At 69.9% G+C, this 14031-nt stretch carries 15 protein-coding genes; 4 read left to right on the forward strand and 11 right to left on the reverse strand.

All coding sequences use genetic code 11. The annotated features are described in order from the left end of the window. Nucleotides 1-102: 102 nt before the first annotated feature. The 8 genes from rplI to MEBOL_RS28660 all read right to left on the reverse strand — a co-directional run bounded on the left by rplI (nucleotide 103) and on the right by MEBOL_RS28660 (nucleotide 4899). Nucleotides 103-549, reverse strand: coding sequence for a 50S ribosomal protein L9 (rplI, locus tag MEBOL_RS28625; RefSeq protein ID WP_095980424.1), 447 nt, complete (start codon nucleotides 547-549; stop codon nucleotides 103-105). Nucleotides 550-579: 30 nt separating this feature from the next. Then, complete coding sequence (gene rpsR / locus MEBOL_RS28630) at nucleotides 580-912, reverse strand: 30S ribosomal protein S18 (protein ID WP_095980425.1); 333 nt, start codon at nucleotides 910-912, stop codon at nucleotides 580-582. Nucleotides 913-963: 51 nt separating this feature from the next. Further along, the gene (gene rpsF, locus MEBOL_RS28635; RefSeq protein WP_095980426.1) at nucleotides 964-1425 is read right to left on the reverse strand and encodes a 30S ribosomal protein S6; all 462 of its coding nucleotides are present in this window, start codon (nucleotides 1423-1425) and stop codon (nucleotides 964-966) included. Between the two features lie 203 nt (nucleotides 1426-1628). Then, nucleotides 1629-2207 (reverse strand): aminoacyl-tRNA hydrolase, encoded by a 579-nt coding sequence (gene pth / locus MEBOL_RS28640; protein WP_095980427.1) that lies wholly within the window; start codon nucleotides 2205-2207, stop codon nucleotides 1629-1631. A gap of 75 nt (nucleotides 2208-2282) precedes the next feature. Next, the gene (locus tag MEBOL_RS28645) at nucleotides 2283-2969 is read right to left on the reverse strand and encodes a 50S ribosomal protein L25/general stress protein Ctc (protein WP_095980428.1); all 687 of its coding nucleotides are present in this window, start codon (nucleotides 2967-2969) and stop codon (nucleotides 2283-2285) included. Between the two features lie 174 nt (nucleotides 2970-3143). Then, a complete protein-coding gene (locus MEBOL_RS28650) occupies nucleotides 3144-4094 on the reverse strand; it encodes a ribose-phosphate pyrophosphokinase (protein WP_095980429.1) in 951 nt (316 codons plus the stop codon). Between the two features lie 47 nt (nucleotides 4095-4141). Further along, entirely contained in the window at nucleotides 4142-4444 is a 303-nt protein-coding gene (gene spoVG / locus MEBOL_RS28655) for a septation regulator SpoVG (protein WP_095980430.1), read from the reverse strand. A 92-nt stretch (nucleotides 4445-4536) separates the two neighbouring features. After that, nucleotides 4537-4899: a DUF5658 family protein gene (locus tag MEBOL_RS28660; RefSeq protein WP_095980431.1), complete on the reverse strand. Its 363-nt coding sequence runs from the start codon at nucleotides 4897-4899 to the stop codon at nucleotides 4537-4539. A gap of 163 nt (nucleotides 4900-5062) precedes the next feature. Here MEBOL_RS28660 and MEBOL_RS28665 point away from each other — a divergent pair, with 163 nt between their 5' ends. After that, nucleotides 5063-5665 carry a thymidine kinase gene (locus MEBOL_RS28665; RefSeq protein ID WP_095980432.1) on the forward strand — a complete coding sequence of 201 codons (603 nt, stop codon included), beginning with the start codon at nucleotides 5063-5065 and terminating at the stop codon, nucleotides 5663-5665. A gap of 73 nt (nucleotides 5666-5738) precedes the next feature. Continuing rightward, nucleotides 5739-6272 carry a hypoxanthine phosphoribosyltransferase gene (gene hpt / locus MEBOL_RS28670; RefSeq protein ID WP_095980433.1) on the forward strand — a complete coding sequence of 178 codons (534 nt, stop codon included), beginning with the start codon at nucleotides 5739-5741 and terminating at the stop codon, nucleotides 6270-6272. On the opposite strand, the gene MEBOL_RS28675 is transcribed toward hpt, so the two are convergent. From MEBOL_RS28675 to MEBOL_RS28685, 3 genes are read right to left on the reverse strand one after another with little or no spacing between them, the layout of a single operon-like run. Then, entirely contained in the window at nucleotides 6247-7209 is a 963-nt protein-coding gene (locus tag MEBOL_RS28675; RefSeq protein WP_095980434.1) for an ATP-grasp domain-containing protein, read from the reverse strand. The two genes, hpt and MEBOL_RS28675, sit on opposite strands and share 26 nt — an antisense overlap. After that, nucleotides 7206-7721 (reverse strand): MmcQ/YjbR family DNA-binding protein, encoded by a 516-nt coding sequence (locus MEBOL_RS28680; RefSeq protein ID WP_095980435.1) that lies wholly within the window; start codon nucleotides 7719-7721, stop codon nucleotides 7206-7208. Before MEBOL_RS28680 ends, MEBOL_RS28675 begins: the two co-directional genes overlap by 4 nt. 52 nt (nucleotides 7722-7773) lie before the next feature. Continuing rightward, nucleotides 7774-8571: an IF-2 protein gene (locus MEBOL_RS28685; RefSeq protein WP_179956315.1), complete on the reverse strand. Its 798-nt coding sequence runs from the start codon at nucleotides 8569-8571 to the stop codon at nucleotides 7774-7776. 101 nt (nucleotides 8572-8672) lie between these two features. Here MEBOL_RS28685 and MEBOL_RS43805 point away from each other — a divergent pair, with 101 nt between their 5' ends. Together MEBOL_RS43805 and dapF are read left to right on the forward strand one after the other, a co-directional pair. After that, nucleotides 8673-13139: a methyltransferase domain-containing protein gene (locus MEBOL_RS43805; protein WP_157775586.1), complete on the forward strand. Its 4467-nt coding sequence runs from the start codon at nucleotides 8673-8675 to the stop codon at nucleotides 13137-13139. 15 nt (nucleotides 13140-13154) lie between these two features. Then, nucleotides 13155-14006, forward strand: coding sequence for a diaminopimelate epimerase (dapF, locus tag MEBOL_RS28695; RefSeq protein WP_095980437.1), 852 nt, complete (start codon nucleotides 13155-13157; stop codon nucleotides 14004-14006). The last annotated feature ends 25 nt before the right edge of the window (nucleotides 14007-14031 follow it).

Below are 14031 nucleotides of genomic sequence, written 5' to 3' on the forward strand. Positions count from 1 at the left end.
CCGGCCCTGACACCCGCCCGGACGCCTGGTCGCACCAAAGCGAAGGGCCGCCCGGGAGTGCTCCCGGGCGGCCCTGGAACTTCACGCGAAGCGGAAGAAGTCCTACGCCTCGGCGGCGACCTCGACCTTGATCTTGGCCGTCACGTCGCGGTGCAGACGCAGCTCCACCTCGTACTGACCGGTGGCCTTGATGGGCTCGGCCAGGTGCAGCTGGCGGCGGTCCACCGTCTGGCCCTGGGCGGCGAGCGCCTCGGCGATGTCCAGCACGGTGACGGAGCCGTAGAGCTTGTCCTGCTCACCCACCTTGCGGCGGATGGTGACCTTCACGGCGCCGAGCTTCTTGGCCTGCTCCTCGGCGGCGCCCTTGAGCTTGGCGTTGCGAGCGGTGATGACCGCGCGCTCGTGCTCGAGCTGACGCACGTTCTGCTCGGTGGCCGCCACGGCCAGCTTGCGCGGCAGCAGGTAGTTGCGGCCGAAGCCGTCCTTCACCGTCACGAGCTCCCCGGACTTGCCCAGGTTCGCGACGTCCTCACGAAGAATGACCTTCATAGTGATGTCTCCGTTGGTTGGGCCGGGTGACTAGCCGACCATCGCGTTGTAGGGGAGCAGGGCCAGACCGCGGGCGCGCTTGATGGCGACCGCCACCTCGCGCTGGTGCTTGGCGCAGTTGCCGGAGATGCGGCGGGGGATGATCTTGCCGCGCTCGGTGACGAAGTACTTCAGGGTCGCCTGATCCTTGAAGTCCACCTTGGCGTTCTTCTCGGCGCAGAAGCGGCAGACCTTCTTGCGGCCAAAGCCGCGGCCTCCGCCACGCTTCTCGTCATCACCGCCAGCGCCACCCCGGCCGCCGTCACGGTCACCCCGGTCCCGATCACCACCGCGGGAGGAATTCCTGTCGTTGTTGCCAATCATGAGCGTTCTCGTTTTTCTCTGGAGAGTGGATCCGTGGAGGACCGGGTGGCGCTAGGCCTCCTCGGTGCTCTCCTCCTCAGCCTCGGCGGACTCCTCGACGGAGCCCGCGCGCTCGGGCGCCGCGATCCCCGGACGGGTCTCCTCGACGTCACCGGCCAGCTTCACGTCCTCGAGCACCGGACGGGTCTCGGGATCCACCTCTTCGGCGATCTTCGTGGACAGGTAGCGCGTCACCTCGTCCAGGTTGCGCAGGTTGCGCTCGATCTCCGCCACCAGCTTGGTGCCGCCCAGGTAGTGCGCGTGGATGTAGATGGCGCGGGGCTGCTTGGCGATGGGGTAGAGCGTCTTCTTCTTGCCCCACACCGTGAAGCGGATGACCTTGCCACCCTCACGGCCAACGATGCCACGGACGCGCTCCTTGAGCTTGTCCACGTTGTCGTCGGTGAGGTCCGGCTTGACCAGGAAAATGGTCTCGTACTCACGAAGCCGCTTGGCGGCCTGCGTCTCAGCCATGTTTCTCTCCCCTTGGGGTTTGGAGCCCCCCGGGGAAACCGGGGAGCGGGGAAACGGTCGGACGGTCCAAGGGGGACCTTCCGCCGGGGACGGGAAACCGCGCGCCCGTCACCCTCGCGCGATGAAAAAGAACAGCTCCCCTCCCTCCCAGGCTTCCCGGGGGGGCGGGGAACGGGCCTTCTAAGGGGGGGCCCGCCCCGAAGTCAAGGTGCTCGCTTGTTGAACCGGTTCATCGCCGTGGACAAGCCGTCGCGGACCCAGGTTTCCGCCGCGTCCGCCGCCTGGGCGAGCAGCTCGTCGAGCTGGCGGCGCTCGGCGTCGTCGAAGTTGGACAGCACGTAGCCGGCCACCCGCTCCTTGGCGTTGGGACCCTGGGGCTTGCCGATGCCCAGGCGCAGCCGGATGAAGCCGTCCGACCCCAGGCTGGACACCGTGCTCTTGAGGCCGTTGTGGCCGCCGCTGCCGCCGCCCGCCTTGAGCTGGAGCCGGCCGAAGCCCAGATCCAGTTCGTCATGGATGACGAGCACGTCCTCCACCGCCACTTTATAGAAGCGCGCCGCCTCGGCCACCGAGCGGCCCGACAGGTTCATGTAGGTCTGCGGCTCGAGGAAGATGACCTTCTCGCCGCCCAGGGTGCCCTGGCCCACGCGGGCCTGGAACTTCTCCTGATGCAGCTCGGCGCGCGCGCGGGGCAGCAGGGCCTCCACCGCCATGAAGCCGATGTTGTGCCGGTGGCGCTCGTACTCGCGCCCGGGATTGCCCAGTCCACAGATGAGCTTCATGCCCGATGCTCCCAAAAAGCAGACGGGGCCAGCCCCCTTGGGCCGGCCCCGCGCATACCGCAGGAAGGAGGAAGACTACTTCTTTCCGCCGGCCGCGGGCTTGGCCGCCGCACCGGCCGCGGGCTTGGCCGCACCCGCCGCGGGCTTGGCCGCCGCCGCGGGAGCCGCCGCCGCCGCCGCGGGAGCCGCCTCCGCCGCACCCTCGGGCGGGCTGAGGACCGCGATGGTGAAGTTGACGTTCGACTTCACCACCACGCCCTCGGGCGTCTTCACGTCGTTGATGTGCAGCGCCTGGTTGATCTTCATCGACGTCACGTCCACCTCGATCTTCTCGGGGATGGCGTTCGGCTTGGCGAAGACCTCGATCTCACGGCGGGCCTGGGTGAGCAGACCACCGTCCGCCACGCCCTCGGCCTTGCCGGTGAGCACGAGCGGCACGTTCACCTTCACCAGCTCGCCCTCGCGCACGGCGATGAAGTCCACGTGGAGGATCTGCCGGGTGACGGGATCCTGCTGGTAGTCCTTGAAGAGCACCTGCTGGGCCGCGCCCACGCCCTGCAGCGTGAGCAGGGTGTTGAACTTGTGGGGGGTGTTGATGGCCTGGCGGACCGCCTTGGGATCGACGGCGATGGACAGGGGCTTCTCCAGGTGCTTGCCGTAGATGACGGCGGGCACCAGGCCCTGGGCGCGCAGACGGCGGGCGGCGCCCTTGCCGTGGCCCTCGCGCGACTTCACCTCGAGCGTGCGGTTGTCAGTGGACATGGAATTTCCTCGGTGTGGACTGCGTGTGGACCCCACCGGCGTCCCGGCGCCTCTGGCATCCCGCCCCCGTGGCGGGCCCCAAGAGCAGCGCCTCGTTCCTCGTGAACAGGACCGGCGGGGTGTGGACGCCACATGCCAGCGCGGGCGGCTGGAGTCAAGGCCGCCCTCGCCTGGCTACACGAAGAGCGAGCTGAGCGAGTCGGCCCGGTGGATGCGCGCGATGGCCTCGCCAAAGAGCCGGTCCGTGTTGATGACGCGCAGCTTGCCGCTGGCCTGGGCGGCGGGCGACAGGGGCACGGTGTCGGTGAAGACGACCTCCTCCAGGGGCGAGTCCTGGATGCGCTGGATGGCGGGTCCGGAGAGCACGGGGTGCACGGCGTAGGCGAGCACCCGGCGCGCGCCCCGCTCCTTGAGGGCGATGGCCGCCTGGGTGAGGGTGCCCGCGGTGTCCACCATGTCGTCGACCAGCAGCGCGTCCTTGCCCGTCACGTCGCCAATGAGGTTCATCACCTCGGAGGAGTTGGGCCGCGGCCGGCGCTTGTCGATGATGGCCAGGCCGCAGTTGAGCCGTTTGGAGTAGGCGCGCGCCCGCTCCACGCCGCCCGCGTCCGGCGACACGATGACGAGCTCCTGCGTGTCCGGGAACTGCTTGCGCACGTCCTCGAGGAACACGGGCGAGGCGTAGAGGTGATCCGTGGGGATGTTGAAGAAGCCCTGGATCTGCCCGGCGTGCATGTCCATGGACACCACGCGCGTGGCACCCGCTCCCTCGAGCAGATCGGCGATCAGCTTGGCGGTGATGGGCGTGCGCGGCGCCACCTTCCGGTCCTGTCGTGCGTAGCCGTAGTAGGGGATGACCGCGTTGATGGAGGCCGCGCTCGCGCGCTTGAGCGCGTCGCACATGATGAGCAGCTCCATCAGGTGATCATTGGCGGGTGGACACGTGGACTGGACGATGAAGATGTCCAGTCCGCGCACGTTCTCGCCGATCTCGATGTGGATTTCTCCATCCGAGAAGCGGCCCACATGGGCCTTGCCCAACGGGCGTTTGAGATAATCGCAGATACGCTGGGCCAGGGCCGGGTTGGAGCTTCCGGCGAACACCTTGAAGTCGCGAGCGTCCATGAGGCGCGCTCCTAGCGCGCCCCGTGGCGGAAGGGAAGTGCCTTCCCTCAATCCGCTTCGGCCGCGCTCAGGAAGGAGCCCATCGCTCCCATCCCCGTCTGCTGGTGCCGCTCATACTCTTGGAGGATGGCACGCTCCATCTGGGTGCGTGTGTCGGCGTTGAGCGGATGGGCGATGTCCTTGTAGGTCCCGTCCTTGCGACGCTTGGCTGGCATCGCGATGAACAGACCCGAGGCGCCGTGGATCACCTTCAGGTCCCGAATGACGAAGCAATGGTCCAGGGTGATGGTCACGTAGGCTTTCAGCTTATCTTCTTCAACCGGGTACACCTTCACGTCGGTGATGTTCATGGTCCCCCCAAGGACCTTCCAGGTCCAAGCACTGGGGGAAGCCTGAGACAGACGGGGCTGGAAAAGCAAGCCTGTCGGGGCTTGGATGTGCGTCAGGCGACGCTCAAGTGCACCAGGTGGCTCATGAAGGCCAAGTGGTAGATATCAATGACGGTGTAGAGCGCCGCCCCCGCCTGGATCGCCCGCTGGCTCATGTTCATGGAGCGGTGCAGGCACAGCAGCACCAGCCCCAGGCTCACGATGGCGAGCTTGACGGCCATGAAGGAGAGGGGCGAGTGGGCGTAGGCCACCCGCATCAGCGGGTTGAGCTCCTCGGCGACGTTCAGCTGTAAAAAGGTGAGGGTGAAGAGCCCATCCAATAGGTTGAGCACGAGGAGCAGCACGGCCGCCGGTGTGATGTGGAACGATGCGCCTTCGATACCCCAGTCCGCCACCTGCGTCGTCGTCGCCGCCACCCGCGACCTCCCCGGTTCGAGTCCGAGGGGAGTCTTTCAAGATGCTTGCCACGGGCCTCGGGCCCGGCGCGCGGCGTGGTCCGGCCGCGGAAAGTTGACGTCCCAGGAGGGGCGTGACAGAGGTGACCCGCGCTTCAATCCCCGCTCCGATCGAGTCCCTCGCGTGCATCAATTCCCCAAAGACATCGGGTGGATAGAGGTCATCTGCGGGTCGATGTTCTCCGGAAAAACGGAAGAACTCATCCGTCGCGTCAAGCGCGCGGTCTACGGCAAGCAAGCGGTCCAGGTCTTCAAGCCGAGGATCGACAACCGCTACGACGAGACCCAGGTGGTCAGCCACTCCCAGTTGAAATTGACCTCCATTCCCATTGAACGGGCTGAAGAAATTTTCCGTCACCTGTCTCCCCACACGCAGGTGGTGGGGATCGACGAGGTCCAGTTCTTTGGCAGCGAGGTGGTGGCCGTATGTGAGGCGCTCGCTCACCGGGGCCTGCGGGTCATCCTCGCGGGGTTGGATCAGGACTACCAGGGCCGCCCCTTCGAGCCGATGCCGCAACTGCTGGCGATCGCCGAGTATGTGACGAAGCAACTGGCCATCTGCGTCGTGTGCGGCAATCCGGCCAACCGCTCGCAGCGGCTCGTGGACCGGGGCGAGCGCGTGGTGGTGGGCGCCGCCGGGGCCTACGAGGCGCGCTGCCGCAAGTGCCACAGCGCCGAGCCCACCGAGGCCACGCCTCCCCAGACGCTCGAGCTGTTCGACAACTGAGCAAGGATCCTCGTCCCCGAGGGCGGCGGCCCCGGGGCGATCATGAACAACGCGTACGTGTAGGGGTCAACCCGTGGCTTTCTACGAGCAGGACGTCGGCATCCACATCGATGAGCAGAAGCTCCAGGCGCGCGTGCGCGAACTGGGTGCGCAGATCACCCGCGACTACCAGGGCAAGGAGCTCACGCTCATCTGTGTGCTCAAGGGCTCCGCGTTCTTCGCCATGGACCTGGCGCGGTACGTGGACCTGCCCCTGACGATCGAATTCCTCGGGGTGTCGTCCTACCAGGGCGGCACCGAGACGACCGGTGAGGTGCGCATCACCACCGACGTGAGCAAGCCCATGGCGGGCAAGCACCTGCTCGTCATCGAGGACATCATCGATACGGGGCTCACCATGAGCTTCCTCCTGGAGAACCTGCGCGCCCGCCACCCGGCGTCGCTCAAGGTGTGCTCCCTCCTGGAGAAGCCCTCGCGGGCCCGCACCCAGGTGCCCATCGACTACAAGGGCTTCGTCATCGACGACGTCTTCGTGGTGGGCTACGGGCTCGACTACGCCGAGCGCTACCGCAACCTGCCCTTCATCGGGTTGATGAAGGGCAAGTAGGCGAGCGGGCGGCCCGGGCCAGACCCCGGGCGAGGTGTCCCAGGATGTCCGTGCCCGCCCGGGCATCGAAGCCGAGGAACATGGGCGAGTCGTTGAGCTCCAGGAACCGCAAGGTGCCCTCCGCGTCGCGCTTGAGATCCATTCCCGTCCAGCGCAGGCCCAGCACCCGCGTGGCCTGGAGGCATTGGCGTGCCACTTTGGGAGGCAGCTCGAAGGGTTCCACGCGCTCCTCGTTGCGCCGGAAGTCGAGCGCGTGCGAGAGGATGCGCACGCTGGCGATGATTTCCCCGTCGAGCACGTAGACGCGGATGTCCTCGCCGGGGAGCAGCGTCTGGAAGGTCACCGGCGCGGCCTCCAGCGCGGCGAGGCGGGCATCGGTCAGATCTCCTGGGCCGAGTTCCAGCGTGGCCCCGCCTCCCTCCACGGGTTTGTAGGCCACGCGCCTGCCGGCGGCGAACCGGCGCACCGCCGAGGGATCGTTCGTCCAGAGCGTTTCGGGGACGGGCAGCCCCGCCTGTTCGAGCAGCGCGAGCTGGACCGGTTTGGGCATGCGCCAGCTCGTGGACTCGGGGTTGTAGATGGGGACGCCCATCGCCTCCCAGCGGCCCAGCAGGCCGCGCAGCAGCGTGGACTTCTCCCGGAACGCCACCAGCGTGGTGCGCCAGTCGGCGTCCATCTCGTCGCGGACATCCACCCCGAAGGCGAGGGGGTGGGCATGGTAGCCGCGCAGGTAGACGGCCCCAGGGGTCTTGAGCGGACCGCCATTCACGTGGATGCCGTCGAGTTGCTCCGTCAGCGCCAGGTGCGTTTCCTCGGGGAAGGTGAGGGTGTCCACGACGTGGGCCACCACTCCCTCCTGCCCAAGCCGTTGGGCGAGCTGTGACACGTGGGCATCATCGCGAGCGCCCATGAGCACCACGGGCCGGATGTGAGTCATGATTTCCTGGCCACCTTCTTGGTGGCCGGAGCCTTCTTGGCGGCGGGAGTCTTCTTGGTGGCCGGGGTCTTCTTGGCCGCCGGGGTCTTCTTGCTCGGCGCGCGGCCGGGGGCGCCGGGCGGAGCTCCCGCGGCTCCCAGTTGTGCCACGAGCTTCTTGGGCGCCACCGCGCGGTAGCTCTCGTCCAGCCACCGGCGCAGCAGCTCCATGGGGGGCGTGTCCTTGGCACCGAAGCTCGCGGACACCCAGCCGCTCTTGCCCAGGCCGTACCCCGTGGGCTGGGCGAACGGCAGCATCAGCGCCGCTCCATTCGAGTGGGGCAGCTTGACGGACAGGGACAGGCCCTCTCCGCTGAGTGAGAAGAACACGAAGGCCTTGCCCTTGACCTTCACCGTGGGGTGACCCCAGGGAAAGTCCTCCGTGGTCTCGGGGTAGGCGCGGGCCGCCTCTCGCAGGGCCTGCACGAAGGGCTCGAGCCTCTTCATCTCGGGGGGAACCGGCGTCATCGTCATCGGGCACATCTCCTCGCGGCGCCCGGCGACCATACCGCGCGAGGGCTTCCCCTCAGCGCCCCGTTTCCGTGGGGCCGGTGTCCGTGGCTCCCGGTGTCGTCTGGCCTTCGGGAGTCGTACCTGGAGTCCGCGTGGGTGCTGGCTCCTGGCGCGTGTTCGCGGGAGTTCCGGCTCCGGGCTCACCCAGGCTGGCCTCGGCGGCGCGCAGGGCCTGCTCCAGGGCCTGGGCTGCCGGGCCCACCGTGGAGAGGAACTGGTTGGCCAGATGGGTGTTGCGGTTGCGGCTCTCCGCCGCGAGCTTGAGCTGGTTCATCGCCTCGCTCACCCCCCGGCGCGCCTCCTCCAGCTTCTGCTTCGCCTGGAAGAAGGCCACGTCCGCCTTCATCGCCGCCAGGGAGCGGCGCTGCTCGTCCGTCAAGCCGGAGAGGAGCTCGGCCCGCCGCAGGTAGTAGAGCCCCTTGTCCAGCAGGGCCGGGTCGTCGGACAGCACCTTGGAGCCGGCGAGCCGTTCCAGGAGGGGGAAGAGCGCCCGGTCCAATTCGTCCCGCTCGGTGAACTTCTGGGTGAGCAGTCCGGAGACGTCCTGGCCCTCCACGGACAGGGGGGCATAGGCGTCCGCCTGGCGTGCGTCCCCGGGGCGGTAGGGCAGGGCCCCCATCGGCAGCATCCGGCCCTTCATCACCACGAGCTGGCCGTTTTCCTGGGCCAGGGAAAAGGTGCGCGCGTTGAGCTGCGACAGGAGGAAGGCCACCGCCCCGCCCAGGCCGAGCACGAGGAGGAAGACGAGCAGCCGGGTGAAGGCGCTCGCGGCCCGGCGGCCGAAGCCCGGGGGATTCGTCATGGAATTCATGTGCTTGCTCTCCCCTCGTCCGGGCGGTGAGGCGATTTCCCGGCGCTGGTGCATTCCTTAGGGACAACCCTCCCCGGGGCTATACTCGGCCGCTCTACCTCATGCATCCTACATTCCGCCGCCTGGGGACCAGTGAGCTGTTGCCCCGGTACATCTTCGCGGAGAGCCTCTTCGCCCGCCGCCGTGTCCTGGAAGTGGACGCGGTCGCCACCACGGGGGGTGAGAGCGCGCGCTTCCTCCTCGAGCGGGGCGCCCGCTCCGTGGTGGCCTGCGATGCCAACCTCCAGGCCGTGGAGGCCGCTCACAAGGCCCATGGTGGCCCCACGCTGCGCTACCGCGCCAATGTCTACGACGACCTCGAGCCCGGCAGCTTCGATCTGGTGCTCGTGGCGGACCTGGCGCCTTACGTGCGCGCGCCCCTGCTGCTCGCCGAGCTGACGCGCCTGGTGGGCCGGCAGGGTCATCTGATCGGCGGCCTGCGCAACGTGGCGGGCCTGGCCCTCTGGCAGTTGATGGAGGTGGAGGAGGGCGCGCCGCCCACGTACGGGCAACTGCTCGACGCGCTCTCGCCGCACTTCCCCCACGTGGAAGTGGCCACCCAGTCCCCGGTGCTGGGCTACCAGCTCGCCTTCGAGAAGGGGGACGGCCTGCAGGTGGATGGCACCCTCATCCGTGGCGGCGAGGCGGCCTATTTCGTCGTGGTGGCGGGGCAAGACCCGGCCCGGGTCGTGGACCCCACCTGGGTGCAGCTGCCCCCCGAGCCCCTGGCCTTCACGCGCGGCAAGCTCGATGAAGTGGCCCAGCGCGGCAAGGGGTGGGAGGAGCGCGCCGGACGGCTCAAGGAATCCCTCACCCGGGTGCGCGCGGAGCTGACCGAGCGCGAGGCCGAGGTCGTCGAGCTCAAGCCCGCCCTGGAGGTCGCCCGGGAGGACGTGGCCCGGCTCTCCGCCCAGCTCGAACTGGCGCGGGGCTCGCCCGAGTCCGCGCGCGAGCGGGACGAGCTGTCCTCGCGCCTGCGCCGCACGGGCCTGGAGCTGCAGGTGGCCCAGGAGCGCCTGGCGGACGCGGACCGGCGCCTCGCCCAGCAGCGGCTGGAGGTGGAGTCCGCCGAGCGCGCCCGCAAGGAGTCCGAGGTCCAGGCCCTGGCCGCCCAGGAGGGCGTGCGTCTGGAGCGCGCGCGCCGCGAGGAGTTGAACGCCTCGCTGGAGGAAGTCCGCGAACGGCTCACCCAGGCCTATGCCGAGCAGCGCGAGCTGCGCGACGAGCTGGCGGGGCTCCGCGTGGATCGGGAGAAGGATCGACTGGCGGCGGAGCGCGCGCGCGAGCAGGCCGAGGCGCTGCGGCGGGACATGGAGTCGGCTCGGGAGCGCGAGGTGCGCCTCGCCGAGCAGCACTCGGCGGCGCTCGCCGCGGTGGAACTGCTCAAGTCGGACGTGGCCCGGGCCGAGCAGGCGCGCGAGGAGTCGGAGAAGTCGCTGCGTCTGCAGGACGCGGATGTGTCCCGGCTGACGCGAGAGGTGGATTCGCTGGCCCGGCGGGCCTCCGCCGCGGAGGCGGCCCGGGGCGAGGCGGAGGTGAGCCTCACGGCGCGCGAGGCCGAGCTGCGCGGACTCACGACGGAGCTCACGTCGGCGCGCGCCGAGCGCGAGCGGTTGTCGGCCGAGGTCCAGGACGGCGCTCGCACCCAGGCGCATGCGCGCGCGATGGCGGCGCGGCTCGAACAGGAGCTGCACGAGGCCCGGGCCCAGCTCTCCTCCCAGGAGGAGGCGCGGGTGCGCGCCGCGGTGGAGCTGGAGGAGACCCTCGAGGAGGAGCGCCAACAAGCGGAGGAGCGGCTGGCGCGGGCGCTCACCGAGGAGCGGGCGCGGACGGAGGAGGCCTCGGCCGAGGCGTCTCGGGAGCGGGCCGCCCGCGAGGCTCTGGAACAGCGGGAGGCGGAGCTCGAGCAGCGGTTGCGAGTCGCGGAGGCCTCGCGCGAGGAGACCCTGCGCGCCGTTTCCACCCTGAAGGCGCAGCGGCAGGGCTGGCTCGACGAGCACGGCAAGCTGCGGCGGCGCGTGGCGGAGGCCGAGGCGACGCTCGCGGAGCTGGAGCGGGCGCGCGCCGTGGACATGGAGTCCATCTCCCGGCTCGATACGGAGCTCCAGGCGACCCAGGGCCGTATCACCGCCGAACAGGAGGCCCGGGTGGGGGCCGAGGTAGAGCGGGACCAGGCTCAACTGGAGCTCACCCAGGAGCAGGAGGCCCGGGCTCGTCTGGAAGATTCGCTCGCCCAGGGCCAGTCCGAGCTCGCCGTCGAGCGTCAGCGGTTGTTCGAACTCCAGGCGACGGTGTCTAGCGCCCGTGCCGAGTTGAAGGCCGAGCATCAGCGGCGCGTGCAGGCGGAGGAGGCGGGGGCGAACAGTCTGGCGGCGCTCGAAGCGGAGCGTCAACAGCGCACCCAGGTGGACGAGACCCTGGCCGAGACGCGGATCGCGCTGGAGGCGGAGCAGGGGGCCCGGAGCGCTTCCGAGGGAGCCCTCCTCCAGGCGCGGGAGGAAGCCGAGGCCGCGCGCGAGCACCGGGAGCGGATCGCGCGCGAACTGGAGCGTATCCAGGACGAACTCGAGGCCGAGCAGCAACAGCGCTCGGGGACCGAGGTGTCCCTGGCGGGCACGGAAGGTGAACTCGAGGCCGAGCGCGAGCGCCGGACCTTCGCGGAAGAGTCCCTGGCGGGGGTTCGCGCGGAGCTGGAGTCCGAGCGCGAGCAGCGGTCCCGGTCCGAGCAGGCGCTGGCGCATGTCCGAGCGGAGGTGGAGGCCGGGCAGCAACGGCTCGCCGAGGTCGAGGCGTCGCTGGCGGAGAAGGACGCGGAGGTGGAGGCCGGGCAGAAGCGGCTCGTCGAAGTCGAGGCGTCCCTGGCGGAGAAGGACGCGGAGGTGGAGGTCGGGCAGCAACGGTTCGCCGAGGTCGAGGCGTCGCTGGCCGAGAAGGACGCGGAGGTGGAGGCCGGCCAGAGGCGGCTCGCCGAGGTCGAGGTGGCCTTGGCCGAGAAGGACGCGGAGGTGGAATCCGAGCGCGAGCTGCGGGCCTTCGCGGAAGAGTCCCTGACGGGAGCCCGCGCGGAGGCGGAGTCCGAGCGCGAGCAGCGGGCCGGAATCGCCCGGTCCCTGGCCTTCCTCCAGGAAGAGCTCGGCGCCGAGCAGCGGCGGCGCGTCGAGTCCGAGGCGTCGCTGGCGGAGAAGGACGCGGAGCTGGAATCCGAGCGTGAACAGCGCGCCCGCGCCGAGGAGTCGCTGTCGCTCCTCCAGACGGAGCTGAGCGACGAGCGGCGTCAGCGCTCGGACGCGGGAGATTCCCTGGCGACGCTGGAGATGGGGCTGGCGCGGGAGCGCGAGGCCCGGGCCCGTGCCGAGCAGGCCCTGGCGGCCGTCCAGGGCGAACTGGACGCGGAGCGAGCGACCCTCGGCGCACAGCTCGATTCGGAGCGGGCGGGCAAGGCGCGCGTCGAAGCGTCCCGGGCCAAGGTCCAGGCGGAGCTGGGGGCCGAGCGGAAGCAGCGGGCCGAGCTCGAGGAATCGCTCGCCTCCATGAGCGCCGCGTGGGACGTGGAGCGCGAGGCGAGGGCGCGGGCCGAGGAGTCGTTGGGCGTCGCCAAGGCGGACCTGGAGGCCGCGCTCGCGGCCTCGGCGGCCCGGGCGCGGGAGTCGCTGGAGCTCGTCCAGGCGGAGTTGGAGACCGAGCGGCGGCAGCGCGCCGAAATGGAGGGGCTGTTCGCGGCGGAGCGGGAGGAGGCCGACACGCTCCTGTCCTCGGTTCGCGCCGAACTGGAGTCCGCCCGGAGCGAGCGGCCCGTGCTGGAGGCGTCGTTGGCGGAGCGGAAGCAGCTCGTCGAATCGCTCCAGGCCCGTCTGGCGTCGGAGCAGGAGACCCTCGCCGCCACCCAGGCGCGCGAAGCCGCCACCGCCGCCGAGCGCGAGGCCCGCAAGCGCGAAGCGGTGGAGTACCGGATGGATCTGGAGGGACTGCGGGAGGACCTGGCCAAGAAGGACGCGGAGGTCGCGGCGCTGCGCCCCCAACTGGCCGAACTCGATGCCTTCCGGTTCCAGGCCCACCAGGCCTCGATGGCGCTCCAGCAGGCCCACATGGGCCTGCGCGAGCGGGATCTGCTCGTCCAGAACCTCCAGAAGGAGCTGTCCGAGACCCAGGCCCGGCTGTCCTCGGAGACCGAGCACCTGGACCTGCTCTCGGTGAAGCTCGAGGCCGCGCGCCGCATCGCGGGCAAGGCCACCTCGCTGGAGACCGCGCTGGAGGAGGAGCGCGCGGCGCTCGGTTCCACGCGGGAACTGCTCGCGGGGCTCGAGGTGGAGAACGCCCGGCTCGTCTCCGAGCTCGCGGCGGCCGAGGAGGCCCGGGCCCGGGCGGAACAGGACACGGTGAGGCCGGCGCGGGAGGCGGATTCCGTCCAGGACATCTACGCGCGGGCCCACGCCGAGATCAACGCGGTGAAGAATGAGTTGCTTCGCCGCCCCAAGGGGGGCACACCGCCCACTACCGCCGCCTCCTCGAAACCCGAGGAACCAGGCTGACGCGGGTCTCCGCCCATGAGCACGACAGAGTTCTTCTTCAAGTACCACGGCCTCGGCAACGACTTCATCCTGCTGGACCGCCGTCAGAATGGTGAGGACATCGACGCGGCCACCTCGCGGTGGTTGTGCGATCGGCGGCTGGGCGTTGGCGCGGATGGCGTGCTGGCCCTGTTGCCCTCGGAGGCGGGCGTGGCGCGGATGGTGGTGCACAACGCCGATGGAAGCATCGCCGAGATGTGCGGCAACGGCCTGCGCTGCGCGGTGAAGTACCTGGTGGACAACTCGGGAGAGAAGCCCGAGAGCATCCTCGTGGAGACGGGCGCCGGCGTGCTCTCGTGTGCGCCCGGGTTTGGCTCGGATGGCGTCGCCCAGGTGGAGATCTCCATGGGGCCCGCGCGGCTCGTCGCGCCCAACCTGCCCTCCGGTGCCACCCAGACGCCCTTCCTCGCGGCGCCCATCCCCGGCCACCCGGGCCTCACCGGCCACGCCATCAGCATGGGCAACCCGCACCTCGTGCTGCTCGACCAGCCGCTCGAGGACGCGAGCCGCCTGGGCCCCGTGCTCGAGCGCCACCCCGGTTTCGTGGACCGCACCAACGTGGAATTCGTCCGGGTGGACGAGGACGGACTGACGGTGGTGGTGTGGGAGCGCGGCTGTGGGCTCACACAGGCCTGTGGCACCGGCGCCTGCGCGGCGGCCGTGGCGGCGGTGCTGGCCCAGCGCCGCCCGGCGGATGCCTGGTCACGTGTCAGCCTGCCAGGAGGTGACCTGCTCATTCGTGTCCCCTCGGACCTTTCCGACATCCGCATGCGGGGGCCCGTGGCCTTCGTCTTCACTGGCGTTGTCCCGGATGCCCCGGGCCGGTAACCTGCGGGTCTTCCACTCCTGATCG

The sequence above is a fragment of the Melittangium boletus DSM 14713 genome (genome assembly GCF_002305855.1).
GTDB classification, from domain to species: Bacteria; Myxococcota; Myxococcia; order Myxococcales; family Myxococcaceae; genus Cystobacter; species Cystobacter boletus.

Excerpts from the sequence above, each read along its gene's own strand:
- rplI (WP_095980424.1), bottom strand. The coding sequence starts at position 549 with ATGAAGGTCATTCTTCGTGAGGACGTCGCGAACCTGGGCAAGTCCGGG.
- rpsR (WP_095980425.1), bottom strand. The coding sequence starts at position 912 with ATGATTGGCAACAACGACAGGAATTCCTCCCGCGGTGGTGATCGGGAC.
- rpsF (WP_095980426.1), bottom strand. The coding sequence starts at position 1,425 with ATGGCTGAGACGCAGGCCGCCAAGCGGCTTCGTGAGTACGAGACCATT.
- pth (WP_095980427.1), bottom strand. The coding sequence starts at position 2,207 with ATGAAGCTCATCTGTGGACTGGGCAATCCCGGGCGCGAGTACGAGCGC.
- MEBOL_RS28645 (WP_095980428.1), bottom strand. The coding sequence starts at position 2,969 with ATGTCCACTGACAACCGCACGCTCGAGGTGAAGTCGCGCGAGGGCCAC.
- MEBOL_RS28650 (WP_095980429.1), bottom strand. The coding sequence starts at position 4,094 with ATGGACGCTCGCGACTTCAAGGTGTTCGCCGGAAGCTCCAACCCGGCC.
- spoVG (WP_095980430.1), bottom strand. The coding sequence starts at position 4,444 with ATGAACATCACCGACGTGAAGGTGTACCCGGTTGAAGAAGATAAGCTG.
- MEBOL_RS28675 (WP_095980434.1), bottom strand. The coding sequence starts at position 7,209 with ATGACTCACATCCGGCCCGTGGTGCTCATGGGCGCTCGCGATGATGCC.
- MEBOL_RS28680 (WP_095980435.1), bottom strand. The coding sequence starts at position 7,721 with ATGACGATGACGCCGGTTCCCCCCGAGATGAAGAGGCTCGAGCCCTTC.
- MEBOL_RS28685 (WP_179956315.1), bottom strand. The coding sequence starts at position 8,571 with ATGAATTCCATGACGAATCCCCCGGGCTTCGGCCGCCGGGCCGCGAGC.
- MEBOL_RS43805 (WP_157775586.1), top strand. The coding sequence starts at position 8,673 with ATGCATCCTACATTCCGCCGCCTGGGGACCAGTGAGCTGTTGCCCCGG.
- dapF (WP_095980437.1), top strand. The coding sequence starts at position 13,155 with ATGAGCACGACAGAGTTCTTCTTCAAGTACCACGGCCTCGGCAACGAC.